General features: G+C 48.0%; 21 protein-coding genes and 1 pseudogene. 11 read left to right on the plus strand and 11 right to left on the minus strand.

Features of this window, described 5'->3' with window-relative positions:
* Positions 1-9: 9 nt before the first annotated feature.
* From RDN79_RS06535 to RDN79_RS06545, 3 genes are all read right to left on the minus strand, one after another.
* A complete protein-coding gene (locus RDN79_RS06535; protein ID WP_298552449.1) occupies positions 10-1,452 on the minus strand; it encodes an MFS transporter in 1,443 nt (480 codons plus the stop codon).
* A 21-nt stretch (positions 1,453-1,473) separates the two neighbouring features.
* On the minus strand, positions 1,474-2,781 hold the full coding sequence (locus tag RDN79_RS06540) for a folylpolyglutamate synthase/dihydrofolate synthase family protein (protein WP_298552451.1): 1,308 nt from the start codon (positions 2,779-2,781) through the stop codon (positions 1,474-1,476).
* Positions 2,782-2,924: 143 nt separating this feature from the next.
* Positions 2,925-3,170: an RNA-binding protein gene (locus RDN79_RS06545; protein WP_298552453.1), complete on the minus strand. Its 246-nt coding sequence runs from the start codon at positions 3,168-3,170 to the stop codon at positions 2,925-2,927.
* Positions 3,171-3,470: 300 nt separating this feature from the next.
* On the opposite strand from RDN79_RS06545, the gene RDN79_RS06550 reads away from it, so the two are divergent.
* Positions 3,471-3,728 (plus strand): TIGR03905 family TSCPD domain-containing protein, encoded by a 258-nt coding sequence (locus RDN79_RS06550; protein ID WP_298552456.1) that lies wholly within the window; start codon positions 3,471-3,473, stop codon positions 3,726-3,728.
* Here the strand turns inward: RDN79_RS06550 and RDN79_RS06555 are convergent.
* Genes RDN79_RS06555 through RDN79_RS06565 form a run of 3 tightly spaced genes read right to left on the minus strand, consistent with a single transcriptional unit; the run spans position 3,718 to position 6,863 of the window.
* Complete coding sequence (locus RDN79_RS06555) at positions 3,718-4,401, minus strand: response regulator transcription factor (protein WP_298552458.1); 684 nt, start codon at positions 4,399-4,401, stop codon at positions 3,718-3,720. The two genes, RDN79_RS06550 and RDN79_RS06555, sit on opposite strands and share 11 nt — an antisense overlap.
* Positions 4,402-4,406: 5 nt before the next feature.
* The gene (locus RDN79_RS06560) at positions 4,407-5,846 is read right to left on the minus strand and encodes a sensor histidine kinase KdpD (protein ID WP_298552460.1); all 1,440 of its coding nucleotides are present in this window, start codon (positions 5,844-5,846) and stop codon (positions 4,407-4,409) included.
* A gap of 36 nt (positions 5,847-5,882) precedes the next feature.
* On the minus strand, positions 5,883-6,863 hold the full coding sequence (locus tag RDN79_RS06565; RefSeq protein ID WP_298552462.1) for a PD-(D/E)XK nuclease family transposase: 981 nt from the start codon (positions 6,861-6,863) through the stop codon (positions 5,883-5,885).
* A 353-nt stretch (positions 6,864-7,216) separates the two neighbouring features.
* Here RDN79_RS06565 and RDN79_RS06570 point away from each other — a divergent pair, with 353 nt between their 5' ends.
* Together RDN79_RS06570 and dnaB are read left to right on the plus strand one after the other, a co-directional pair.
* A complete protein-coding gene (locus RDN79_RS06570) occupies positions 7,217-9,592 on the plus strand; it encodes an outer membrane beta-barrel protein (protein WP_298552464.1) in 2,376 nt (791 codons plus the stop codon).
* A 236-nt stretch (positions 9,593-9,828) separates the two neighbouring features.
* The gene (dnaB, locus tag RDN79_RS06575; RefSeq protein ID WP_298552466.1) at positions 9,829-11,358 is read left to right on the plus strand and encodes a replicative DNA helicase; all 1,530 of its coding nucleotides are present in this window, start codon (positions 9,829-9,831) and stop codon (positions 11,356-11,358) included.
* Positions 11,359-11,458: 100 nt separating this feature from the next.
* Here the strand turns inward: dnaB and RDN79_RS06580 are convergent, their stop codons facing one another.
* The 3 genes and pseudogenes from RDN79_RS06580 to RDN79_RS06590 all read right to left on the minus strand — a co-directional run.
* The gene (locus tag RDN79_RS06580; RefSeq protein ID WP_298552468.1) at positions 11,459-11,593 is read right to left on the minus strand and encodes a hypothetical protein; all 135 of its coding nucleotides are present in this window, start codon (positions 11,591-11,593) and stop codon (positions 11,459-11,461) included.
* Positions 11,594-11,694: 101 nt separating this feature from the next.
* Positions 11,695-12,903 carry a hexokinase gene (locus RDN79_RS06585; protein ID WP_298552470.1) on the minus strand — a complete coding sequence of 403 codons (1,209 nt, stop codon included), beginning with the start codon at positions 12,901-12,903 and terminating at the stop codon, positions 11,695-11,697.
* 58 nt (positions 12,904-12,961) lie between these two features.
* Positions 12,962-13,933, minus strand: a pseudogene (locus RDN79_RS06590) (serine hydrolase domain-containing protein); the annotation flags it as partial.
* Positions 13,934-14,286: 353 nt separating this feature from the next.
* On the opposite strand from RDN79_RS06590, the gene RDN79_RS06595 reads away from it, so the two are divergent.
* Positions 14,287-16,164, plus strand: a complete 1,878-nt coding sequence (locus RDN79_RS06595; RefSeq protein ID WP_298552472.1) for a glycoside hydrolase family 127 protein — start codon at positions 14,287-14,289, stop codon at positions 16,162-16,164.
* 45 nt (positions 16,165-16,209) lie between these two features.
* On the plus strand, positions 16,210-18,534 hold the full coding sequence (locus tag RDN79_RS06600; RefSeq protein ID WP_298552474.1) for an ATP-dependent helicase: 2,325 nt from the start codon (positions 16,210-16,212) through the stop codon (positions 18,532-18,534).
* A 120-nt stretch (positions 18,535-18,654) separates the two neighbouring features.
* Here RDN79_RS06600 and RDN79_RS06605 read toward each other — a convergent pair whose 3' ends face one another.
* Entirely contained in the window at positions 18,655-19,974 is a 1,320-nt protein-coding gene (locus RDN79_RS06605) for a M56 family metallopeptidase (RefSeq protein ID WP_298552476.1), read from the minus strand.
* 23 nt (positions 19,975-19,997) lie between these two features.
* Positions 19,998-20,357, minus strand: a complete 360-nt coding sequence (locus RDN79_RS06610) for a BlaI/MecI/CopY family transcriptional regulator (protein ID WP_298552478.1) — start codon at positions 20,355-20,357, stop codon at positions 19,998-20,000.
* A gap of 187 nt (positions 20,358-20,544) precedes the next feature.
* Between RDN79_RS06610 and nspC the strand changes: the two genes are divergently transcribed.
* From nspC to RDN79_RS06640, 6 genes are all read left to right on the plus strand, one after another.
* On the plus strand, positions 20,545-21,684 hold the full coding sequence (gene nspC / locus RDN79_RS06615; protein WP_298552480.1) for a carboxynorspermidine decarboxylase: 1,140 nt from the start codon (positions 20,545-20,547) through the stop codon (positions 21,682-21,684).
* 75 nt (positions 21,685-21,759) lie between these two features.
* Positions 21,760-22,713 carry a signal recognition particle-docking protein FtsY gene (ftsY, locus tag RDN79_RS06620; RefSeq protein WP_298552482.1) on the plus strand — a complete coding sequence of 318 codons (954 nt, stop codon included), beginning with the start codon at positions 21,760-21,762 and terminating at the stop codon, positions 22,711-22,713.
* Positions 22,714-22,734: 21 nt separating this feature from the next.
* Complete coding sequence (gene rimO, locus RDN79_RS06625) at positions 22,735-24,030, plus strand: 30S ribosomal protein S12 methylthiotransferase RimO (RefSeq protein WP_298552484.1); 1,296 nt, start codon at positions 22,735-22,737, stop codon at positions 24,028-24,030.
* Positions 24,031-24,113: 83 nt separating this feature from the next.
* The gene (locus tag RDN79_RS06630) at positions 24,114-24,404 is read left to right on the plus strand and encodes an HU family DNA-binding protein (RefSeq protein WP_298552487.1); all 291 of its coding nucleotides are present in this window, start codon (positions 24,114-24,116) and stop codon (positions 24,402-24,404) included.
* Entirely contained in the window at positions 24,397-25,680 is a 1,284-nt protein-coding gene (locus RDN79_RS06635; RefSeq protein ID WP_298552489.1) for an HU family DNA-binding protein, read from the plus strand. The genes RDN79_RS06630 and RDN79_RS06635 overlap by 8 nt, the downstream gene beginning before the upstream one ends.
* 156 nt (positions 25,681-25,836) lie before the next feature.
* Positions 25,837-26,832, plus strand: coding sequence for a MoxR family ATPase (locus tag RDN79_RS06640; RefSeq protein WP_298552491.1), 996 nt, complete (start codon positions 25,837-25,839; stop codon positions 26,830-26,832).
* The last annotated feature ends 76 nt before the right edge of the window (positions 26,833-26,908 follow it).

Here is a 26,908-nt window from a genome sequence, read left to right on the forward strand (position 1 = left end):
GAGTTCTTTTTATCTCTGCCCTTCTCCGATCATCTCTTCTGCCAGTACTTTGTCGGCGTCTTTCTGGATGTTCGGAAGTTCCAGGCCGTAACCTTTGATGCGGTCTTCACGTTTCAGCAACAGTGAAATGACAAGTGCCAAAACACCGAAGCAGGTGAAGATCAACATCGGGATCGTATAGTCGTAGGTCGGTTTGCCGTTGATCTCTCCGGTAATGCAATATTGATCCAAAACGATGCCGATCATATACGGAACCCCCATCAGCCCCCAGTTCTGTACCCAGAATATCAGAGCGTAGGCAGTCCCTAATTTGTTTTCCGGAATGATCTTCGGAACGGAAGGCCACATGGCGGACGGAACCAGCGAGAAGGCGATACCCAACAGCAGGATCAGGCCCAGGGCGATCAACCAGTTGTTCAGCATCGGGATGGAGAATGTGAGGTGGATGAATATCAGCATGATGGAGCCGATAATCATGATGGTGGCTCCCTTTCCCTTACGGTCGTACAAGTTCCCGAAGAACGGAGTTAAAAGGATGTTGCCGAACGGCAACAAGGCCGGAATGACACCGGACCATTCCGGATCGATCCCGAACTTATTGATCATCAGGTTCGGAGCGTATTTCAGGAAGGGGAAGACAGCCGAATAGAACAGGACGCAGAGGAGCGCCATATACCAGAAGCCTTTTAACGTGATGATATCCAGGATATCGCCGAAACGGAACGGCTCTTCCGCTTCTTCTTCTCCGGTAGCGTCGGCTGCATCTTCCGCATCACGTTTCTTATCCATGATTACGAATACGATGAAGGATAATAAACCGATGCAAAGCAGGATCAGACCGATGAAGATCGGCATGCTGATGGAGTTGCCGAACGCGCGGCTCAACAAAGGCGTAACGCCGATCGCCAACCCCGTACCGATACGGGCACAAGCCATTTCCAGACCCATTGCCAAGGCCATCTCTTTGCCTTTGAACCATTTTACGATGATCTTCGAAACGGTGATACCGGCAATCTCGATGCCGACGCCGAACAAAGCATATCCTAATGAAGCCACTACCAATGGATATCCGTATTCCGAACCGAAAACGGTGACGGTTGCACCGTCGAAGTTGTGTGATATACCGAACCATTTAATAAATACGCCGATCAGCATGATGCTGGTCGCCATCAAACCGGTGAAACGTACGCCCATCTTGTCCAGGATCATACCTCCGAAGATCAGCATCAGGAAGAATACGTTGAACCAACCGTAGGCGCTGGTGAATTTGCCGTATTCATTGGCTGTCCATCCCAGTCCGCCTCCTTCGACGGGGGTTTGTAGTAAGTCTTGTAGCGGAGCCATCATGTCTGTGATGAAGTACCCGCAGAGCATTGTGAATGCGACGAGCGCCAGTACGGACCATCGTGCCGTTTTTGATTCGCTCAGTTTTCTCTGAATTTGTTCTGTCATGATATTTGTTTTTGAATTATGTTATTTGTTTTCTTTCAAGAATAAGGGCAAGGCATCCGCCACGATGAAAGTGCTTCCGCCGATAAAGATGAGGTCGTCCTGTCCGGCTTGCGCCAATGCTTTTTCCACGGCTTCCGGCACGGAATCGCAGATCGTGCCCGGCAAACCGTGCCGTGCCGCCTTTTCCGCAAACTTTTCCGCAGGCATTGCCCGTTGCACGGATGCTTGGGTGAAGAAATAGAACGCCTTTTCAGGCATCAGCTCCAATACGCCGTCGATATCTTTGTCGTTGACCATGCCGACGACCATGAAGAGCCGTTTGTGGCGTTTCAACTCTCCTGTCAGGTGGAAGCCTAAATATTGCCAGGCGCCTGTGTTGTGCCCCGTGTCGCAAATCACGGTCGGTTGCTTTTGTAATGTTTGCCAACGGCCCATCAAGCCGGTCAGTTCGACTACGTGCTCGAAACCCTCACGGACGGCTTGGCGCGTGATCATCGTGCCATTCTCCTTCAAAATACGGAGAGCCGTCAATACGGTGGCTGCGTTTTTCCCTTGTACGGCGCCGCCCAGTTCACCGAAGAGCTGCCCGTAGTCGGTACTGTCGTAATACCATTCGTTTGATTCATCCAAATAGGCGTCACGAAGCACTTTTTCAAATTGCGGCAAAAACAATTTAGATCCGATATCTTGGGCCTTTCTAAGGAAGATGGGCAGGAGGCCCGCCTGGTCGATTTCGCCGATTACGGCCGGGACCCCTTTCTTGATGATGCCTGCTTTCTCGACGGCTATCTTCTCGACCGTGTCTCCTAAGAACTGCGTATGGTCCAAACTGATGTTCGTGATGATGCTCAGTATGGGAGTGATGATATTGGTGCTGTCCAAGCGGCCGCCCATGCCCACTTCGATAACGGCATAATCCACCTTCTCGGCGCGGAAATAGTCGAAAGCCATGCTGGAAGTCAGTTCGAAGAAGGAAGGATCGAGAGTTTCGAAGAAGGAACGGTGGCGTTCTACGAAATCCATGACATATTCCTTCGGTATCTTTTGTCCGTTTACCCGTATCCGTTCGCGGAAGTCGATCAGGTGCGGGGAGGTGTAAAGCCCGACCTTATATCCCGACTGGCGCAGGATGGCGGCCAGCAGGTGACTGACGGAGCCTTTGCCGTTTGTACCGGCTACGTGTATCGTTTTGTAGGCTTTATGCGGATTGCCTAAATGGTCGTCCAGTGCGATACTGGTTCCTAATCCGGGTTTGTAGGCTGAAGGTCCGGCATTCTGAAAAACAGGAATACTGGTATATAGATAGTGTAGCGTCTCTTCGTATGTCATGCTGTTGTTATTTATATTTCGCAAAGTTAGGTACAAATCTTTTAGGAAAAAAGGAATTGGTTAAAATGATAGGTGGAATAAACAAGAAAAGGATACCCGAAACCGGATATCCTTTTCAATTTAGCTTTTATAATTCTGTGGAATTAATTTCTTGGGATTGCTTCTTTTACAACCATCTGACGGCCTTCGTACGTAGCTCCGTTCAAATCTCTGATTGCATTTTGTGCTTCGGATTCTTCCGGCATTTCGACAAACGCAAAGCCTTTGGATCTTCTTGTGTCGCGGTCTATGATCAGTTTAACTGAATCAACTGTTCCGAACTCTTCCATTACATCTCTCAAATCCGATTCCTTAACGTTATAGCTAAGGTTACCAATATACATGTTCATAAATATAAAAATAAAAAAATTAATAATTCAACAATCGAATTTAAGGAAGTTATTTATCAGAGATGAAAATGCTCAATATATAATTGAGAAGATACATGTGAAAAATCAAATCGATATAATCTCTCATTGTTTGTTGATACAAAGGAAAGCATTCTTTTCGGATAAAGCATCCTACTTCCCGATATATCTTGAATAATTTGTTTCTTTTGTGAAATTAGACCAATACTTAAGGATTGGCGGTTGTCTTAAATTATTCTATCTTTGTGGCCCGTTACAGAATTTATATAGAAGCAGAAAAGGATGAATAGACAACGTGTTACTTATACTCCGACCGGCGGGGTATGTTCTAAAATGATGATTGTCGACTCGGAAGACAACGTGATTAAAAATGTACAGATCATTGGCGGTTGCCAGGGAAATACACAAGGTTTGTCCAGGTTGCTGGTCGGAATGGAGGTCGGCGATGCGATCCGGCGGCTCGAAGGCATCGATTGCCGTGAGCGCGGGACCTCGTGCCCGGACCAGTTGGCACAGGCATTGAAGCAGATCAGTCGATGATCAGCTTATAACCGATCCCGCGTACGTTCAGTATTTTGATCGATTCGTCTTTCGACAGTTTATGCCTCAACTTGGTTATGAATACGTGCAGGCTGCGGGCATTGAAGAACGAATCGTCTCCCCAAAGTTCCAACAGGACGTCTTTCATGGGCAGCACATGGTCTTTGTTTTCGCATAAGCGCTTCAGTATTTCGGATTCGCGGTTGCTCAGCAATTGCTTTTCTCCGCAGTACTGAAGCGTTTGCGTGATGGAGTCGAATGTATATTGTCCGAGCGTGAAGTTGCTGCTTTCTTCTTTACGGACGCTTATTTTGTTCAATAATGCTTTGATACGGATGATAAGTTCCGCCATCCCGAACGGTTTTTTCAGGTAATCGTTGCCTCCCAGTTCGAAACCTTCGACCACGTCGTTGGCTGCTGAACGGGCGGAAAGGAAAAGGACCGGTATCTGCCGGTCCGTTTTCCGTATGTGCCGGACCATCGTGAAGCCGTCTATTTTCGGCATCATGATGTCTGTGACGATGATGTCCGGCTTTGTCTCTCTATATCGTGACAATCCTTCTTCTCCGTTTGCGGCGAGAATCACTTCAAATTCTTCACCGTCCAGAGTGTCTTTTATAATCATGGCGAGCGTCGGCTCGTCTTCAACCAATAATACTCTGATCTTATCCATTGTCGTTAATTCTTAAAATGAAGGGTGAATGTGGAACCTTTTCCCGGCTGGCTCTTGACGGTAACATTTCCGCCGTGCTTGGACATCATATCGTGTACATAATATAACCCAAGCCCGAACCCTTTTACGTCATGCAAGTTGCCGTTGGGGACGCGGTAGAATTTGTCAAAAATCCTTTTCAGGTTAGCCTCGCTGATGCCGATTCCTTCGTCTGTAACTGAAAGAACTGTTTCTTTGGGCGATACGGCACCTCTGATTGTGATTCGGCAGGGCTTCTCGCCAGAATATTTGATTGCATTCCCGATCAGATTGCTGAGCATATTGTACAGATGGGTCCGGTCGGCCGTTACCACTAATTTAGCCGGTATCTCTGTCGTCAGGTCGATGGGTCTGTCCGTCTTCAGTTTGAATTGCTCGATAAGCGGAATGAGCAGTTCCGGTACCAGTATCGGTTCGGGCCGTAGGCGGAAAGTATTCCTGTTTTCGACAGAAAGGGTCAATATTTGTTCGACAAGTCCGGATAGGTGGTTGAGTTGTTCCCGTACGATACTCAAATATTTCTTTTGCTTCTCGTTAGTGGTGTCACTGTAATTCAGCAGCACGTCATTGGCGGCATAGGCTACCGATATCGGCGTTTTCAGTTCATGCGTCATGTTGTTGGTGAAGTCTGTTTTCAGTTCCTCTATCGTTTTCTGCCGGAGGATGGTATAAAGGAGGTAGATGAAGGCTATCAGAATAATAACGATAAGCAGGAATGAAGATGTCAGGATGCCTGCCATTTGACGGAATACGATCCGGTCGGGGGATGGTAGTTTCAGGCTGTAATAATACTGTTCCGGCTCGATCGTGTGGGTAAAACAGACCGCATTCTTCCAGGGTTGTTTTCTATATAGCGAATCACCGCCGGCGTAAATGACGGAGTCGGTTGCTCCCTGCCGGATCACTTGCAGGACGAACGGTGCTGCAATTCCTCTTTCCTGCAATTCCATTTGCAGCAAGTTCTTATATTGCGCGTAATCAATAGGCAGTAGTGAGTCTATTTTCTGGTGCATCATGATCTGGACGCCTCTTTCCATTGTACTGATCATCTGCAGGTATTCTTTGAGGGTCTCGGCTGCTGCTATATATTGGACTGTAGTGGCAGGGGAAGGCGATAGAGTTTGATCCTGACTGAGGGAATCCTTTTTGTCTTCCCAATCCGTATCCCGGCTGATCGAAATCCTGGGTGAGATTTCTTCATGATAATTATTTTGGCTAAGCGAATCCAGGCGTAGGAATAATTCCATATAATCGGCCATCCGCATGGATTCTTCTATCTTCTCCCACGTGCTTTTCTTATTTGAAACATACAAACCTTTTAGCCAGTAACCCTGCGATATCAGTAACCCGGCAAGAGAAAGGCAGATGAGTGCCGCTATTATCTTAAATCGGAGACGTGTCTTCATCCCAGTCATATTATTATCTGATTGGCTCATTATTCCTTATAAAGACCGGATTGTTTCTTCGCTTAAGCCGGTGCATTTCGCTATGGTAGCAATATCTACGCCCGTATCTTTCATCTTAAAAGCGACTTGGCGCATACCTTCGGCAAGGCCTTCCGCTTTCCCCTCGGCTTTCCCTTTCGCTTCTCCTTCGGCAAGACCTTCAGCCTTACCTTCGGCGAGGCCCTCTATTCTCCCTTCCAATTTGGCCGTGTCGATCACGTCGTTTTGGATCATGATGGCGTCGAGATGCCGGTCGTAGATAAGACGTTCCTGGGGCGACATGGAGTAGTATTTTAACTTCTCGCGTGCCTCTTTCAGACCCGGTGCGGTCGTGTCGGGGCGGATCGTGCCGTCTTTCAGGTATTCGATCCATTCGTCCAAAGGGGTAAGAGCCGCTTTGTCGAACTCGTTCACGCGGATCAGGATGTATTCGGGGAAGATTTCAGCAGGAAGGTGCGGGACGAGGACATCACGCTCGCGCACGTTTACACGCAACTGGTCGCCTGTATGCACACCGATGAAATGGTTCTGGCCGTGATAGAAATAGTCCGCTCCGATGCCGATGTCGAAATAAAGGATGCTGATGGAGTAGACTTTCTTGATTTTCCGGTAGCCTTCACCAAGAGAAATATGTTCGGTGATCGTTTTGGCCACGCCGTAGAGGATGCGCTCCAAGTAATGCAGTTCGCGTGTGTTCTGGATCTCGACGATGATGATCTCCCCTTTGCTGTTCAAGGCTTTGATGTCGACGCGGTTGTACTTGTCGTCGGCACTTTCCTGGTTGCCTTCGCTCTCGAGGATTTCGACGATCTTGATCTCTTCGTTCAGCATGACGGTCAGGAAGCCGTCGAGCACATCGAAGTTGGCTTTCTGGCGCAACAAGCGCTTGATGGCCCAATCAAAACGGATATATCTGTCCTGCAACTCTTTTCTTTCCATCTCTTCCATGATTTTCAGATCTGACTCTTCTTTTTTCATAGTTACTGTTGATTTTAATTGTTACGTAATTCGCAAATATACGCATTATTTATGAACGGGAGGGCGGATTGGGTAAAATGTTTTCTAAAATCTAATAACCGGAATATGCAATGATAATAGAAAATATGAGCATTGAGGAAATTCAAAAAGAAATTCAGCGAGATTAGACCCTATACCGAAATAATCGCAATTTACCGTTCGCAGTCAATAAATACACCGGAGATGTTGATGAAATTCCTTTGTTTTGTCAGGTAACCGGCGATAAGACTAAATAACACTTCGTAAGCGAGTGATAACACAGTTTCTCCCCGGAAGGCTTTTCCTTTGTAGTGTTAATTAAAAAACAAACGAAAATGAAACGAATACTTTATTACTCTTTGGCTTTACTTGTTGCCGGTAGCGGGATGGTACAGGCGCAGGATTGGATTCATGGAAAGGTGGTCGATAAAAGAGAACAGCCGGTAGATGGAGTGGCTGTCGTGTTGCAAACATTGGATTCTACTTATATGGATGCGGTCGTCACGGATAGCTTGGGGCTGTTTTTACTGAATAAGGAAGCCGACCGGGAATACCGTTTGCTGTTCCAGCATTTGTTATATGAACCGGTCTGTAAAGAAATTTCTACCTCAGATGTCGGTAGGGTACAACTGACCGAAAAAGAGAACGAACTGGATGGTGTTGTGGTAAAGGCCGAACGTCCGCAGGTGAAAGTGGAAAATGGCAAATTAAAATATGATGTCCCCCAATTGATGAAAGATAAGGCGGTCAGTAATGCGTTCGAAGTGGTGAAACAGATACCCGGTGTGATCGGTACGGACGATGCCGTCCAACTGTTGGGCGCCGGCAGTCCGAGCATTGTGATCAATGGGCAGTTGACCACGATGTCGATCGATCAGTTGGTCGGTTTGCTGAAGACAATCCCGGCTTCGAGGGTAAGTAACGTAGAGATCATGTATAATGCACCCGCCAAATATAATATCAAAGGAGCTATGATCAATGTCGTATTGGATAAGGAAACTGCCGAAAAGAATATTCTTCAAGGAGAAACCGGTGCCGATTATTTGCAGCGCCATTACGCGGAGGGGAGAGTTCATGGCAACCTGCTTTACTCCACCTCCCGTTTCAATATAGACTTCTTAGCCGATGGGGCTAAGGGACGGAACTACATGGGAGAGGAGATTCTGGCCCGTCATACCCTGGAAGAACGGGTAACGGAGGTCAACCAATCGGGACGCGGCACCCGGAACGGCATAGATGGAACGGTGCGTTTAGGCATGGACTATACTTTCAAAAATGATGACAGGCTTTCTGCCGCTTATTATCTTACGGCTGGCAAATCCGATATCGAGCGGATAGCCGCCACAACCTTCCAGGCATTGAAATCCGGACAGCCGGTGGAAGAACGCCTGAGCCGTACCTATGTGGAAGGAAACAATGCGTTGCATAATGTCCGTATTCAGTATGACGGCAACTCCGGACTGATGGCGGGAGCGGATTTTACGCGTTATCATTCACCCGGTTTCCAGACATTTGTCGATCAAAGCCTTGAAACGACGGTGACGGATATGCAGAACAATTCCAAGCAAGATATTTCACAAGGAGCACTATTTATTAACCATAGCCGCACTTTTGAAACCGGGTGGGCGCTGAATTACGGTGTCCACGGCGGTTTCACTTCTTCGAAGACCTATATCGATTATCTATATAATAAAGGTAACGGCTATGAATTGGCTCTTGATGAACTTGAAAATAACCGCCAGAAAGAGTATAGTGGAAATACATTCTTGGAGGTGTCCAAGGATTTCGGTTCTCATTTCTCCGCAACTGCTTCCCTGAAAGTTGAATACTTCAAATCGGATTATACCTCTAACGGTGTGAAGTCCACACTTTGGAATGACTGGACTTTATTCCCGAATGCGACTCTCAGCTATACGATCAATCCGATGCACATCATTCAACTGGATATAAGCAGCGACAAAACCTATCCGTCTTATTGGGATGTGACACCGCAGGCAAGTCCGATCAACTCTTATTCCGTTGTCTTGGGCAATCCTTCCCTGAAGCCTTACCCTTCTTATAGCGGACAGTTGATTTATATCCTGAAGCAAAAATATACGATCCTCGCTTTTTGTGACTATGTGCCCGATTACTTCGTCCAATTGCCTTATCAGAATACCTCGGAACTGAAAAACGTATTCCGGTATGAGAACATGGACTACCTGTTGCAATTCGGAATCGGGGCGATCGTCCCTTTCCGTGTCGGTGAGTTCTGGAACAGCCAGGTAACCTTGTCAGGTCAGCGTATTCAAGAGAAGTTGGACCATTTTCATGATCTGTCTTTTCATAATGAGAAATACACCGGACAGTTCAAGATGGACAATACGTTCACCCTTTCCAAGAGCCGTCCGAATTTGAAACTGGATTTGAATGCCTATTTCGTGACCGGAGCCGTGCAGGGAATCTATGATCTCGGCTACCTCTATGACGTGTCTTCCGCACTGAAATGGCAGTTTGCCGACGATCGCGCTACTTTGATCCTGAAATGTAATAACATTTTCCGTAGCAATATGCCTCATACAATGGAAATCAACCAGTCCGGTCAATATAGCCGCCTTTGGAAACTGGACGACCAACGTTGTGTAACCGTTTCTTTTGTCTGGAAATTCGGAGGTTATAAGAAAAAGCACCATGAAGCGGTGGATGCTTCCCGGTTCGGCAAATCGATGTGACCTGCTCTTTTGACATTTAGATCGGGAAATGGGATATTTGCTATCAAATGGAATGTTAAAAAATATTACCCTTGCGGGTAATTTCAAATAGATGGGGTATAAATCCGATTTTCACGGGATCATGCTGTCTTTTTGATAAAAGAAGATTCAGGGTGTATAAATGGGATTCTCTTTTGCGAGGTTCGGAGAACCGGATAAAAAGTATTACATTTGGTGCCCGATAACAAATTAGAATAATGGCAGAAAAAGGAAAAAATACAGGAGGCAAAGGAAGGCAGAAGCCGGTCGTAGTGCCCGATATGGGGCGCTTGCAACCGCAAGCCCGTGAGTTGGAAGAGGCGGTGTTGGGCGCTCTGATGCTTGAAAAAGATGCTTATTCCATGGTCAGTGAAATATTGAAACCGGAATGTTTCTATGAGAAGGCGCATGAGAAAATTTATGCCGCCATCGTAGACCTGGCGATCAGCCAGCGTCCGGTGGATATGCTGACTGTCACCGAGCAGTTGAAGAAGCGCGGTGAACTGGAAGAGGTGGGCGGCCCGTTCTATATATCCCAACTGACCGGCAAGGTAGCCAGTAGCGCCCACATCGAATACCATGCCCGTATTATCGCACAGAAATACCTGGCGCGTGAATTGATTTCCTTTACAGCCATGATACAGGGCAAGGCTTTTGACGAGACGATCGATGTGGAAGACCTGATGCAGGAAGCCGAAGGAAAACTTTTTGAGATTTCCCAGCGCAACGTGAAGAAAGACGTCACCCAGATCAATCCGGTAATCAAGGAAGCGATGGTGCTGCTTGAGAAGGCGGCCAATCAAAAAGAAGGGCTGAGCGGCCTGCGCACCGGTTTTGAAGGACTGGACAAGATGACTTCCGGATGGCAGAATTCCGACCTTATCATCATTGCCGCCCGTCCTGCGATGGGTAAGACGGCGTTCGTCCTCTCTATGGCCAAGAATATGGCGGTGAACCATAATACGCCGGTCGCCCTGTTCTCTCTTGAAATGAGCAACGTCCAGCTTGTCAACCGTCTGATCGTGAACGTATGCGAGATTCCGGGCGAGAAGATCAAGAGCGGACGTCTGGAAAACTACGAATGGGAACAGTTGGACTTCAAGATAAAGGAGTTGTACGACGCGCCGATCTATGTGGACGATACGCCGAGCCTTTCGGTGTTCGAACTGCGTACGAAGGCCCGCCGCCTGGTGCGTGAACACGGTATAAAGATCATCATCATCGACTACCTTCAGCTGATGAACGCGAGCGGCATGAGTTTCGGCAGCCGTGAACAGGAAGTCAGTACCATTTCACGGTCGTTGAAAGGGCTGGCGAAGGAACTGAACATTCCGATCATTGCCCTGTCGCAGTTGAACCGTGGCGTCGAGGCGCGTCAGGGAGCGGAAGGGAAACGCCCGCAGTTGGCCGACTTGCGTGAATCCGGCGCTATCGAGCAGGATGCGGATATGGTTTGTTTCATCCATCGTCCGGAATATTATAAGATAACGGAAGACGAGCGGGGTAATTCCCTGATCGGCCTGGCCGAGATCATTATTGCCAAGCACCGTAACGGTGCGGTCGGGGATGTACGCCTTCGTTTCAAGAGCGAATTTGCCAAGTTCATGAATGTGGACGAAGATGTTCCGGTCCGTGAGTTCTCTTCCAATATGAACGGTTCGGGTCCGATGGAAACTATGCCGCCCATACCACCGGCCGGGGCTGATTTCCTGGCTCCCGCTCCGAGGAATAATGAGGTGCCGTTTTGAATCTGCACTAATTAGATTATTCATGCAAGGCGCCTTCCGCCCGGTTCTTCCCTCTACCCGGCCGGAGGCTATGCTTATCAGCGGGAAAAATTGCGGACGGTTATTTACCGTCAGATGAATCTTTTCCGCTGATATCCAGTATATCTTTGACTATGTGCCAAATAACGAACAATATCATGACGCATCCGATCATGATGCCTCCGACTTTTATGACTGTGCCAATATATTCTTCCATGTTTCCCAAGTATAATTTTCGTAAATATAGGAATAATATAATCACTTACCTGTTTTGGAAGAATAAAAGAGTAGCATTTCCTATATTCGGATACTCGGCAGTCAGGCAAACGCCGCGATACCTGTCCCTATCAGGTTGGCGTTCTTCATGTCGTTGATCCGTACTTCTATATCTTTTAATGCAAATTCATCGAGCAGTTCCCGCAATTTTTCCATGACAAGGGTACTATAGTTCTTGTCCTTCCGGTTCTCGCTCCAGAAGAGGCTGCCTTCGGCGACCAGGCAGATTTTCCGTATCTCTTTATTATAGGATCTCAACAACAGGATAAGTCCTGCGAGCGAAGCGGCTGTCAGCTGTGCCGACCGGTTGTAAATCCAGTGTGCGACTTGTACATACACGTCTTTGTGAATGTCCGGATAGTTCATGATCGCCGTCAGTTTACGGGCATCGAATTTGTCTTCGAACTCATCTAATGAGAAAGTGGCTTTCAGAATATCTCCCAGATACAGGCCTGAGATCGCTTTTTCAAAACGCTGTTTCCCCAAACTGCCCGAAATGGCATCGACCATGTCGTCGACGGCAGTCAGGAAGGGCGGGTGAAAATTACCGGATTCCAGGTTAACCGGGATCAAGCCCTGCATCTTGTATGCCGGATTCAGTTTGGTTATTTTATCCGCCGGAACGAATGTAGCCATGTTTGTCCCCGTCCCTACGATCAGTCCGATATAGGCATCGTAACTGCTGTCTGTCAAACCTGCAAATAAACTGGCTATCGTGTCGTTTAAGACCTTAATACCCGTAAATTTGATTTTGCTGCGTTCATTCAGATAGTCGAGCAGAGGTTTCCCGACCAACTGCCCGACCATCTCTTTGATGTCCACTCCTTTTGTCCAGCGTAGCAATTTGGCATCGCCGTCCGGTACCGACTCTGCCGGATAAGAGAAACAGTAACCGATTGGTATCTCTTCATCACGTTTTATCCCGACAATCATGTCAGCCAGTTCCTTGAAAAGTTCTTCGCGGGTGTAGCCCGGCGACTTCATGACCGACATGTCTTTTTTCCAACCGTTATCGGGATGGATGGCGGGTGCTCCGTCGCCGAAGTCGACGGTTGCCACCCGGTAGTTGGTGCCTCCTAAATCGAGAACCAATGCTTTGCCCTTGATATGGCCGGCATCAGGCGCAATAAAAGTGGGGATACACTGTATTTCCGCATTTTCCCTGTTCAACCCCTCTTCGACCTTTTCCCTGAACGAGCGGGCTATCTCTTTGAGCTGGCTGTTATCCAGCCAGAAAATGTTCTTCTCCATAAGATTGTTTTATTGTAATAACAATCGAGGAGGAAGATTTGCTCAAAAAGGAAATTTGTTACAATGCCGGCAGGATATGTTCCCAGATCAGGTTGATTTCAGCCTGCATATCGTTGATCTTGGCGGTCGTCACGATTACAGCGTCTTTATCGGGGAGGAGGATGATATACTGGCCGGCTGCACCATCGGCACGGACACCGTTATGCCGGCAACGCCACATTTGATAGCCATATCCTTGCAGCCAATCGCTGTCTTCGGGCTTCATCCGGAGATTTTCCGGCCGCATACCGGCGGGTAAAGAGGCTATTTTGGAGGTTGTCGCCTCTTTGATCCAGGATTCGGGCAACAGCGGCTTGCCGTTCCATTTCCCTTTTTGCAGGAAGAGTTGTCCCATCTTTGCCAAGTCTTCCGTTTTGAGGTATAATCCCCAGCCTCCGCAATTGATCCCCTGCGGGCTTTTATCCCAGGAAACGCCAGTGATTCCCAATGGTTGGAACAGGCGCGGGGTCAGGTAGTCGAGAACTGTCCGGCCGGTCACCTTCTGGATGATGGCGGAAAGCATATAGGAGCCGAGGCTGTTGTACACGAAGAATGTCCCCGGTTTATGTTCTACGGGCGTTGCCAGGAATTCCTGCACCCAGTTCGCATCCTTTTGCTGGCGGATCCGGTTGGTCGGGTCTGTGTCGTGTCCGCATGACATTGTCAGAAGATGGCGTATTTCCATTTCTTTCAGATAAGGGCTGATTTCTGCCGGGAGCTTGTCGGGGAAGAAGGATACGACCTTGTCCGTGACTTTCAGTTTCCCTTCGGCTACGGCAAAACCGATGGCGGTAGCCGTAAAGGTTTTACTGACAGAGTTCAATATATGGGGTTTGTCTGCGGCCCCTTCGCCCAGCCATTTCTCTGCAATTACCTTGCCGTGCTGGAGAACCATGATGCTGTGCAAATCCTGTTTGGCGACGTTCACGGCATCCAGGTAGTTGTCTATGGCTTTTTTCATTGTTTGAGGAGCCGCGGTCCGGGGGAGTTTCGTCCCGTTATCCGTTGCGGTCTGTTCCATACTTTTTCTCCCGGTGTTCTCCGGGTGGATATTGGCCTGTCCTGGCATAGGAAGTACCGACGCATATACCATACAGCCGAAAATCAGTTTGCTTACTTTGTTTTTCATAATATATGATAGTTGTTTTTATGAATCTCAACAAAGATAAATAAAATCTATATCGAATGGCATACTGAGGCCAATAAAACAAAAACAATGAGGTGAATATCCGCTGAATATGGTTTTTCGATTATCATAATTGACAGGTATTCTGTCAATTTTATAACAATATATCACGGTTAACTTCTTATTTTTGTTCCTGTAATTCTTAATTTTTTAATATTATGATGATTCCGTTTAAGGTGAAGGCCTTCTCTTTCCTGTTGGCTTGTGCCTGCTCGACAGCAGGGATGGCGCAAGTCGTCAATGATTCTCCTGTAAGACAGGTAAAAATATCCGGTTATGTTGGGACTCGAATAGCTGATTGTATCGAACATCGTGTGAAAGCGCAGGATGTGGATCATTTGGTCGAACCGTTCCGCCACCAGGACGAGAAGACGCGTTGGCAAAGTGAGTTCTGGGGAAAATGGATACAGGGGGCGATCGCTTCTTATCGTTATAACCGGGATCCGGAACTGTACCGGATCATAAAGGAGGCGGCCGAATCGCTTATGGCGACGCAGCTGCCGAACGGCTATATCGGGAATTATGCACCGGAATGCCAGTTGCAGCAATGGGATGTCTGGGGACGTAAATATACTTCGCTGGGATTGATTGCCTGGTACGATCTGTCGGGTGACAAAAAAGCCTTGGAGGCAGCCTGTAAAGTGGTCGACCATCTGATGACGCAGGTCGGTCCCGGAAAGGCGGATATCGTCTCGACCGGCAATTATGTCGGTATGCCGAGTTCGTCCATCCTCGAACCGGTCATGTATCTGTATAACCGGACGAAAGAGGGGCGTTATCTCGACTTTGCCCAATACATTGTCGGACAGTGGGAGACACCCGGCGGTCCGCAACTGATCAGCAAAGCAATTGCCGATGTGCCTGTAGCCAACCGTTTCCCGCATCCGAAAACCTGGTTTTCGAGGGAGAACGGACAGAAAGCCTATGAAATGATGTCCTGCTATGAAGGGCTGCTCGAATTATATAAGGTAACAGGCAATCCGCTCTATCTCTCTGTCGTGGAAAAGACAGTCGGGCATATCGTACGCGAAGAGATCAACGTGGCCGGATCAGGTAGTGCATTCGAATGCTGGTATGGCGGGAAGGAACGGCAGACACAACCGACTTACCATACGATGGAAACCTGCGTGACTTTTACCTGGATGCAACTTTGCAACCGCTTGTTGCAGATGACGGGCAACTCCCTGTATGCCGATTATATGGAAACGGCTATCTATAATGCTTTGATGGCTTCTTTGAAAGCGGATGCTTCTCAGATAGCCAAATACAGTCCGTTGGAAGGATGGCGGCATGAAGGGGAGGAGCAATGCGGCATGCACATCAACTGTTGCAATGCGAACGGCCCGCGTGCTTTTGCCATGATTCCTCAATTCGCCTATCAGGTTCAGGACGATTGCGTCCGGGTGAATTTTTATGCTCCCTCGGAAGCGGAGTTGGTATTGCCGGGCAAGAAACCGGTACGGTTGAAGCAAACGACCGAATATCCGCAGACTGATCAGATCGAGATAGAGGTCGATCCGGCGAAAGAGACGGTTTTCACCATTGCCTTGCGTATCCCGGCATGGAGCAAGATTGCGACGGTTTCCGTGAACGGACAACCGCAGGGCGGTGTCCTGCAAGGCGCTTACTTGCCGGTGGACCGTAAGTGGAAAAAGGGCGACCGGATCACTGTCAAGCTCGATTTGCGTGCCCGTCTGGTGGAAAAGAACCAGGCGCAGGCTATTGTGCGGGGTCCGCTGGTCTTGGCCCGTGACAGCCGTTTCGGGGATGGCTTTGTCGATGAAGCCTCTGTTGTCGTGAGCAAGGACGGGTATGTGGAGTTAACGCCTGTGGAGGCTCCAGATTTTGCCTGGCTGGCTTTTACCGCCCCGATGGTGTTGGGAACGGACCTGGAAAGCAACCGGGCTCCGAAGCAGATCCATTTCTGCGATTTTGCCTCTGCCGGGAATACTTGGGATAAAACGCAGCGTTACCGGGTGTGGTTGCCGAAGACATTGAATGTGATGCATTCGCCTTATAAGCCGTATAACCAATAGATAAATAAAAATTCGTACCTTTGTATTCTTAAAAATACAAGATACGTGGAAGAATATCTGCAACAATTGAATGAAAGTCAGCGCGAAGCGGTTGTCTATACCGACGGGCCTTCGCTTGTGGTAGCCGGAGCCGGGTCGGGAAAGACACGCGTGCTGACCTACAAGATAGCTTATCTTTTGCAACAAGGGTTGCCACCCCAAAGTATTCTGGCGCTTACTTTTACCAATAAGGCGGCACGCGAGATGAAAGAGCGTGTTGCCTCCCTGACGGACGAACAGACGGCACGGCGGTTGTGGATGGGGACGTTCCATTCCATCTTTTCCCGCATACTCCGCTACGAGGCGGAGCGTATCGGCTATCCGTCCGATTTTACCATTTATGATGCGACCGATTCTAAAAGCCTGCTCCGTTCCATCATGAAGGAGATGCAGCTTGACGACAAGACGTACCGGCCGGGAATGGTGCAGAGCCGCATCTCGAATGCAAAAAATGCGCTTGTCACCTATAAGGCGTACGAGCAGAACAAGGAGTTGGTACAACATGATATGGATTCGAAAGTCCCTTTGCTACGTGAGATATATAAGCGGTATCAGAACCGTTGCCTGCAAGCGGGGGCGATGGATTTCGACGATTTGCTGCTGCAAACGAATATCCTTTTCCGTGATCATCCGGACGTATTGGAGAAGTACAGGAACTTTTTCCAATTTGTGTTGGTGGACGAGTACCAGGATACGAACTTTGCCCAGCATCAGATCGTGCAGCGCTTATGCGAAATGCACCGGCGTATCTGCGTGGTTGGGGATGATGCGCAAAGCATCTATTCTTTCCGGGGAGCCAATATCGATAATATCCTGCAATTCAAGAACCAGTATCCGGGTTGCCGCATTTTCAAACTGGAACGGAATTACCGTTCGACGCAGAATATCGTAAATGCGGCGAACAGCCTGATCCATAAGAACACGAAGCAGATCCGGAAAACCGTCTATTCGGAAAAGGAAGTGGGCAGCAAGTTGACCGTTTGTTCGTCCTATTCCGATTATGAAGAGGGATATGCCGTTGCCGGTAGGATTAACGAAATGAGGATGCGGGATTATGATTATGCCGATTTTGCCATCCTCTATCGGACAAATGCGCAGTCCCGTATTTTGGAAGAGGCTTTGCGTAAAAGGGGAATCCCTTATAAGATATACGGTGGCCTGTCTTTTTACCAGCGGAAAGAAGTGAAGGATGTCATCTCCTATCTTCGCCTGATTATAAACCCGCATGACGAGGAGGCTTTCAAACGTGTGATAAACTATCCGGCTCGCGGGATAGGAAATACGACATTGGATAAGTTGACGGCTGCCGCCACGAAACATAATATCAGCTTGTGGACCGTGTTGAACGATCCTGTCGGGTACGCCCTGCCGATTAATAACGGCACAGCGAAAAAGCTAAGCGATTTCCGGGAACTTATTTCCGGTTTTATCGAACGGAATGTCAAACTCTCTGCCGAAGAAATCGCCTCTGTGGTGGTGAAGGAAAGCGGCATTGTCGGTGTCTTGTTTCAGGATCGTTCGGTGGAAGGAATCAGCAAGCAGGAAAACTTGCAGGAGTTGTTGAAAGGTATTGCCGAGTTTTGCGAGATACGCCGTGAGGAAGGGGCGGAACACGTCTCGCTTGCCGACTTCCTGTCTGAGGTATCGCTGTTGACAGATCAGGATAACGATAAGGAAGAACAGGCAAACAAGGTGACGATGATGACGGTGCATGCAGCCAAAGGGCTGGAGTTCAGGAATGTTTTCATTGTCGGGCTGGAAGAGGACCTGTTCCCATCCGCCATGTCGAAAGACAATCCGAGGGCGGTGGAGGAAGAACGCCGCCTCTTTTACGTTGCCATTACCCGTGCGGAAGAAAATTGTGTGCTGACATACGCCAAAAGCCGTTACCGGAATGGCCAGAGTGCGATGTGCTCACCCAGCCGCTTCTTGAAAGACATCGATGCCCAATATATTTATACGTCGGCAGATACCGTTGCCGATGATTTGTTTGCTGGCACTCGTCGTCCTTCGGCTTTTTCCTCTGCTTTCCGGCAACCGAAGGCTATGGAAGAAGATGCTTATGTCTCTCCGGTCGCTCAGGCAGTCGGACGGCAGGCACGTCTGACACAGATGGAAACGGCTTCTTCGTCTCCGGCCTCGTCTCTGTCTTCTGCCCCGGCCCTGTCGGGCTTGCATGTCGGGGCTAAAGTCCGGCACGACCGTTTCGGGGATGGTGAGGTGACTGCCATTGAAGGCGAAGGTGGCAATGCGAAAGCAACCGTTTCGTTTGCCCATTTCGGCCAGAAACAACTGCTTTTGAAGTTTGCACGCTTGACAATTGTCGAATAAAAATATCTCCCTTTCTGAGAGGAGCGTGGGGCATGTGATCTTCCTTTATCGCCTGGCAGCATTTTTGAAGATTGCATGCCTTTTTTGTGTCCTGCTCAAAAAGGGAAATACTGTCTTAGGTTACTGTAACCGGTAAGTTAACGGGACGGTATATTGCACACGGACAACTTTTCCGTCTTTCATCTTTCCCGGAGTCCATTTGGGCATTGAGTTGACAACCCGTAAAGCTTCTTCGTCCAATGAGGGATATAGGGCTTGTATTACTTTGGCATTTGTAATGCTTCCGTCTTTTTCAACAATAAATGTGACAGTCACTTTTCCCTGCTTTCCCTGTTGCTGGGCTTTTACCGGATATTTTATGCTTTTAGCAAGAAACTGCAATAATGCACTTTGCCCACCTGGAAATTCGGGCATGATATCACACGTTTCATGAATCTTGTCCTTGTCCGGTGGAAGCGGATCGGCAGTTTCCATTTCGAAAACAGTGGTTGCTGCGAGAGAAGCCGGCTGTTGGATAACCTCTGCTACCTTTTCATTCAATACACGTGCCATCGCATCGATATTATTGAGCAATAGCAAGCCTGCGGCCATTGGAACCAGCGCCAGGTATTTCACTTTTCTGGCGTTGTTCGTCCTTTTTTTGTTTAACATAGTAATTCTCTTTTTAAGTGGTAAGACACTGAAATTGTTATATAAACTTGTAATAGCCGTATTGGGATGTTTTACTCCGATCAGATGGTACTGGTATTCTTTCTTGTCGAATCCGGCAAGCATGACCTGCTCATCTGCGATAAATTCATGATTTATGCTGATTTCTTTCTTTAGCCACCAGGCAAACGGGTTTATCCAGCAGACTATACAGACGATCTCACCGGCCATCATGTCGACCGAATGCCATTGGCGGACGTGCGTTTGTTCATGGATCAGGATGTCATCGAGCCTTTCCCTTTGTTGCGGGTCGGATGAAATGAAAATCCAACCGAAGAAAGAGTAGGAGGCTTCCGCTTCCGGCAGGATACAAACTTCGGTGTCGTTCAAAGTGATTTTCCTGCATTTCGCGTGTAAACGGAAAACGGTGGACAACTCCGCCAGACATCTGAACAGCAACAGGCCGGCTCCTGCCAGCCAGATAGCTTGCAGGACCCTGAGCCCGGTTTCTTTCCAGTCGGAGGCGGCTATTTCATCACTTGCCGCCAGAACCGTTTCTTTAGGTAGCAACCCCGAATAGTAGCCGACTATACCCGCTACGCTTGTCTGGGTCGACAACCAACCGCTCAAGTCCGGCAAAGGGTAAAGGAATGCGATCAGGTAAATCGACAATAACACCCCTCTGCGTAACCTGAAGAACGTATCGTCGCGGAACAGGAGGCGATAACAGATGTATAAAAATGCCAACGCCAGATTTACCTTAAGGAAGTAGATAAGTATCGGAGTTATCATATCGATATCTTTATAATAATAGATTATTCTTCTTTTTCGATCTGATCCATCAGGTCCTGCAAATCGCTTTTGGATAATTTGCGGTCGCGGACGAAGAAGGAGACCATTTCCTTATAAGAACCGGTGAAATAATTTTGTACGACATTCGACATGAAGGTACGCTTGTATTCCGCTTCTTTTACGAGTGGGGAAAAGAGTGTGATCGTCCCGAATTTCTTCGGTGTGACATATTTCTTTTTTTCAAGATTCCGGACCACCGATGCCACGCTGGTATAGGGCGGTTTCGGATCGGGCATTTCGTTCAGTATGTCACGGATGAAACACGATCCTAATTTCCAGATATACAACATGACACTTTCTTCTTGTGCTGTCAGTCTTTCCATTGCTTTGTTGTTTTTTGAATTACAGTTTACTATCTTTTCGCAAATCTACTTTTTTTTAGTAGATAAAGGTATGCGTTTTGTGGTAATAATTGTTAATGAAGAGAAAAGAGGCGATAAGCCCCTCACTTGTTTTTCGCTTTTTATTCCGTATCTTTGTCCGACAGAATTAAAGAAAAATACTTACCGGATGATAGATTTCAATATGATACCATCCCCCTGTTATGTGATGGAAGAAGAGTTGCTTCGCCGTAATTTGTCACTGATCAAGAGGGTGAAGGAAAGGGCTGGCGTTAATATAATCTTGGCTTTTAAGGCATTTGCGATGTGGAAAGCATTTCCTATCGTACGTGAATATATCCCGTATTCGACAGCCAGTTCGAAGTTTGAAGCCAGGCTGGCTTTTGAAGAGATGGGCAGCCGGGCGCATACCTATTCGCCGGCATATACGGAAGCGGATTTCCCGGAGATTTTAAGATACAGCAGCCATGTGACGTTCAACTCGCTCACGCAGTTCGAACGTTTCTATCCGATGGTGCAAGCGGACGGCAACCGCGTGTCGTGCGGCCTGCGCATCAATCCGGAATACTCGGATGTCGGAACGGATTTGTACAATCCTTGTGCGCCGGGGTCCCGGATGGGAGTGGTCAGCGACCTTTTGGGCGACAAGTTGCCTGACGGTGTCGAAGGCTTGCATTTTCATACGCTTTGCGAGTCGAACTCGTATGATTTGGAAAAGACGTTGGGAGAAGTGGAGAAACGTTTCGGCCGTTTCCTGCCGCATATCAAATGGTTGAATATGGGAGGCGGCCACCTGATGACGCGAAAAGGCTATGACACGGAGCATCTGATCGGATTGTTGCGGTCGTTCAAGGCCAAATATCCAAATCTCGAAATCATCATGGAGCCGGGAAGCGCATTTGCGTGGCAAACCGGATTCTTGCTGACGACGGTGGTGGATATCGTGGAGAATCATGGCATCAAGACCGCGATCATAGACGCTTCTTTCACTTGCCACATGCCCGATTGTCTGGAAATGCCCTATAAACCGGTGATTCGCGGGGCTATAGAGCCGGAGGAAGGGAAGCCGGTTTATCGTATCGGGGGAAACAGCTGCCTGAGCGGTGACTACATGGGCGACTGGTCTTTCGAGCAGCCCTTGAAAGTGGGTGATAAATTGATATTCGAAGATATGATCCATTATACCGTTGTCAAAACGACCATGTTCAACGGGATCCCGCATCCTTCCTTGGCTTTGTGGAGCAAGGAAGACCGGCTCGTGATGTACAGGGAGTTCGGTTACGAAGACTACAAGGAGAGAATGGACTGAGAAATTGAAAATTGAGAATTATTTAGTAATTTAGCGCACTCATTCAGAAAAGAAATAAATTAAGCAATATAAGATATGGGTATTTTTAGCTTTTTCAGTAAGGAAAAAAAGGAAACTCTGGACAAAGGGTTATCTAAAACAAAAGAAAATGTATTTTCTAAGATTACCAGGGCTATTGCCGGCAAGAGCAAGGTGGACGATGAAGTCCTGGACAATCTGGAAGAGGTGCTGATCACTTCCGATGTCGGAGTAGATACTACGCTGAAAATCATTTCCCGTATCGAAGACCGCGTAGCCAGAGACAAATATGTGACGACCGGCGAGCTGACGGCGATCTTGCGTGAAGAGATCGCCTCCCTGCTTACGGAGAACCATACGGAAGATCTGGAGTCGTTTACGGTTCCGGAAGACAAGAAACCGTATGTCATCATGGTCGTTGGTGTGAACGGTGTAGGCAAGACGACCACGATCGGCAAACTGGCTTATCAGTTCAAGAAAGCCGGCAAGAATGTGTATTTAGGAGCTGCCGATACATTCCGCGCTGCAGCCGTGGAGCAATTGGTGATTTGGAGTGAACGGGTGGGAGTGCCTGTCGTGAAGCAGAAGATGGGCTCTGACCCTGCTTCGGTGGCATTCGACACGTTGAGTTCGGCAAAGGCGAACGGGGCGGATGTGGTTATCATCGATACCGCCGGTCGCCTGCATAACAAAATCAATCTTATGAATGAACTGACCAAGATCAAGAATGTGATGAAGAAAGTGGTTCCCGATGCACCGCACGAAGTCTTGTTGGTTTTGGACGGCTCTACCGGACAAAATGCATTTGAACAAGCCAAGCAGTTTACAGCCGCAACCGAGGTGAACGCGTTGGCGGTTACCAAACTGGACGGTACAGCCAAAGGCGGCGTAGTGATCGGCATTTCAGATCATTTCCGTATCCCTGTCAAGTACATCGGCTTGGGAGAAGGAATGGAAGACCTTCAGGTGTTCAATCGGAAAGAATTTGTAAACTCCCTTTTCGGAGAATAAAAGGGTGTTTGTACCATCAATATGAGAAAAAATAAAGTAGACATTATAACGCTGGGTTGTTCGAAGAACCTGGTGGATTCGGAGCAACTTATGCGTCAGTTCGTGGCGAACGGGTACGACGTCGAACATGATCCTCACAGGATCAACGGTGAAATCGTCGTTGTGAACACGTGCGGCTTTATCGGGGATGCCCAGGAAGAGTCGATCAATATGATACTCGATCTGGGAGAAGCCAAGAAGAAAGGGAAGATCGGCAAACTGTTTGTCATGGGATGCCTTTCCGAACGGTTCCTGAAAGACCTGGAAAACGAATTGCCCGAAGTCGATCGTTTCTATGGGAAGTTCAACTGGAAAGAGCTGCTCGACGATTTGGGCAAATCCTACCATCGCGAATTGGCTGCCGACCGTGTCTTGACCACTCCCCTGCATTACGCCTACCTGAAGATCGCCGAAGGGTGTGACCGTACCTGTTCGTACTGCGCCATTCCGATCAGCACGGGGCGTTACCAGTCCGTACCGATGGAAGAGGTTGAGAAGGAAGTCCGCCTGTTGGTGAAACAGGGTGTGAAAGAATTTCAAGTGATCGCTCAGGATTTGACTTATTACGGTTTGGATTTGTATAAGCGCCATGCATTGCCGGAACTGGTGGAGCGCATCTCCGATATTCCGGGAGTGGAATGGATTCGCTTGCATTATGGTTATCCGTCTCATTTCCCTTATGATTTGCTCCGGGTTATGCGTGAACGCGGTAATGTCTGCAAATACATGGATATCGCCCTTCAGCATATCAGCGACCCGATGTTGAAGAAAATGCGCCGTAACATCACGAAAGAAGAAACATACGCCTTGATACGCCGGATGCGGGAAGAAGTCCCAGGCATTCATCTGCGTACGACTTTGATGGTCGGCCATCCGGGGGAAACCGAACAGGACTTTGAAGAGCTGGTCGGATTCGTAAAGGAAATCCGTTTCGAACGCATGGGCGCTTTTGCCTACAGCCATGAGGATGGGACCTATTCGTTTAAGCATTATGCCGATGATATCGATCCGGAAGTCAAGCAAGAGCGTTTGGATTATTTAATGCGCGTCCAGGAAGGCATATCGGCGGAAGTAAACAATTCCAAGATCGGAAAGGAATTCAAGGTGATGATCGACCGGGAAGAAGAAGACTTCTATGTCGGCCGTACGGAATTCGACTCACCGGAGGTCGATCCGGAGATTCTTGTCTCTAAAGAGAAACCGTTGATCCCCGGAACGTTTTATAATGTACGGATTGACGATGCGCAGGCATTCGACCTGTATGGAAGTGTATTTTAATTTGATGTAAAAACTGCAAATAAGTTTGCCGGTTTACGAAAAAATAACTAATATAGCTGCATAATCTATTAATGGATGCGGATATGAAAAATAAGGAACTGGTTACCGAACTTGCTGCCCGTATGGGCTGGAGTGCACAGGAAGTCGCAGAAACGCTTTCTGTCCTGAGTACCGTAGTCAGTTCGCGCCTGGTCGATAACGACACCATATACCTGCAGGGTTTCGGCCAGTTCGAGGTGAAAAAGAAAGCGGAACGGATTTCGGTCAATCCTTCAAACGGCAAACGGTATTTGGTTCCTCCCAAACTTGTTCCGGTGTTTAAGCCCGGAACGACCGTCAAGAATAAACTAAAAGAGTTAGGCGACCATGAATAACCGGCTGACAATACAGGATTTGGCCGGTCTGTTGGCCGAATATACAGGGAAAGACAAGAGTAGTTCCGAGCGCTTTTTGAGGGAATTCATAGCGGTCGTGTCGGAAGGGGTCTATACGGATAAGCTGGTAAAGGTCAAGGGGCTCGGCACTTTTAAAATCATACCTGTGGAGAAACGTGAAAGTATTCATGTGAATACGGGTGAACGTTTCGTGATCCCGGAACATTATAAGTTTTCTTTCCTGCCGGATAAGGATCTGCGGGAACTTGTCAATAAGCCGTTCTCTTTTTTTGAAACGACAGAACTGGGGGAGAATGTCGATTTTACCGATATGGATATCGTACCCGACGAACCGGAAATAAAAGAGACGGAAGACGAATCGATCGAGGAGGTGATGCCTGAAGAGAAACGCTTGCTTGAGGAAGAGGTGATTCTTGATAGGACGGAAATCCCGGAAACTCCTGAAATTCCTGAAATCTCTGAAACTCCTGAAACCTCTGAAACTCCTGAAACCTCTGAAACTCCCGATGTGTTCGAGCCTGCTGGAAGTTTTGATGAAACTTCGAAGATTCTCGGATTTTCGGCAGAGACTCCTGGAACTCCGGATGCAGGCCAACCGGCTTATTCTGTAAAAGAAGAGGGTGAAATAGCCCGCTATTCGGAGACAAGCGTAGGGGTGGATATGTCCCGTAACAAACTGAAATTGATTATTTGGGTAATCGTTATTTTTCTGGCTTGTTTCGGGATTTGTTTGTCCCTGAATATTTTCTTCTTTTCTAAAGAGGACAAGGAGATGCTTGATTTAAAGAAGAAGGTGGCTCTTTGGGAGAATGATACTGCCGTGGGAGATTCCGTTTCTTTGGTTGAAGATACTGCTGTTGTCAAGGAGGATGGCCTTCCTTTGCTGGAAGACACGCTTTCCGTATCATCTGATTTTGGCGCTCCGCAAGCAGAAGAACCTGTGATAGCAGCTCGTCCCGATACGTTGGATACGTCAACGAAGCCGGAGACCGCTTCGCCTAAAGTCATTGCCCGCGTCAAGATAGAGCCGGGGAGCCGTCTGACGCTGATCTCGTTGAAGTATTACGGAAGCAAATTGTTCTGGGTATATCTGTATGAGTACAACAAAAACGTCATAAAAGACCCGAACAACGTGCCTATCGGCACTGTGATCGAGGTGCCTGCGCCGGAAATGTATGGCATCGACCGTCGTGACCGTTCTTCTGTCGAAAAAGCCGCTGCCCGCCAGACCGAGATACTGAATGGCAAACTGTAACGAAAACCCTCCCTTTTAAGTAAAATAAAACAAAATAGTTCTGCGCAGGTTAGTATTATTTAACTGCGAAAGTGCAGAATACGAATTTAACATTTCTAATTTTGTGCATCTTAAAAAAGCACGTAAAAATAGTAACAATATAATTGAAGAAAATCTATGAGTCAGACAGTAGACATTCGTGAGTTGAACGAGCGAATTGAAAGTAAAAGTTCGTTTGTGAACATGATTACGATGGGTATGGACCAGGTAATTGTTGGACAGAAACATTTGGTTGAATCATTATTGATCGGTCTGCTTTCAGATGGCCATATCCTGCTGGAAGGTGTGCCGGGATTGGCAAAAACATTGGCCATTAAGACGCTGGCATCATTGATCGATGCGAAATATAGCCGTATCCAGTTCACGCCGGACTTGTTGCCGGCCGACGTAATCGGTACGATGATTTATAGTCAGAAAAGCGAAGAATTCCAAGTCAAACAAGGTCCCGTCTTCGCTAATTTTGTGTTGGCGGATGAAATCAACCGTGCTCCGGCAAAGGTGCAGAGCGCCCTTCTGGAAGCGATGCAGGAACGTCAGGTGACCATCAGCGAAAACACATACAAGTTGCCGTCTCCTTTCCTGGTAATGGCGACCCAGAACCCGATCGAGCAGGAAGGTACCTACCCGTTGCCTGAAGCACAGGTGGACCGTTTCATGCTGAAAGTCATCATCAACTATCCGAAGAAAGAGGAAGAAAAGCTGATTATCCGTCAGAATATCTCCGGAGTGAAGCCGGATATCAAACCGATCCTGACGAAAGATGAGATCCTCGAAGCCCGCAAGGTTGTCAGGGAGGTTTATCTGGATGAAAAGATCGAACGCTATATCGTGGATATCGTGTTTGCTACCCGTTTCCCGCAGGAACATGGTTTGGCAAACCTAGCTAACATGATCTCCTTCGGAGCCTCTCCGCGTGCGTCCATCAACTTGGCATTGGCTGCCCGTGCATATGCCTTTATCAAACGCAGAGGGTATGTGATCCCCGAAGATATCCGTGCAGTGTGCCACGATGTGATGCGTCACCGTATCGGTTTGAGCTATGAAGCGGAAGCCAATAACCTGACATCCGAAGAGGTGATCAGCGAAATTCTGAATAAGGTAGAAGTCCCTTAAAAAACCTTTCTGTCTTTTCGGGACTTGCCGGAAATCCGGGAACCGGAGGAAGGCAGTTTTTAATTGTCAGCAATAA

Source organism: uncultured Parabacteroides sp. (genome assembly GCF_902493135.1).
Classification (GTDB): Bacteria; Bacteroidota; Bacteroidia; order Bacteroidales; family Tannerellaceae; genus Parabacteroides.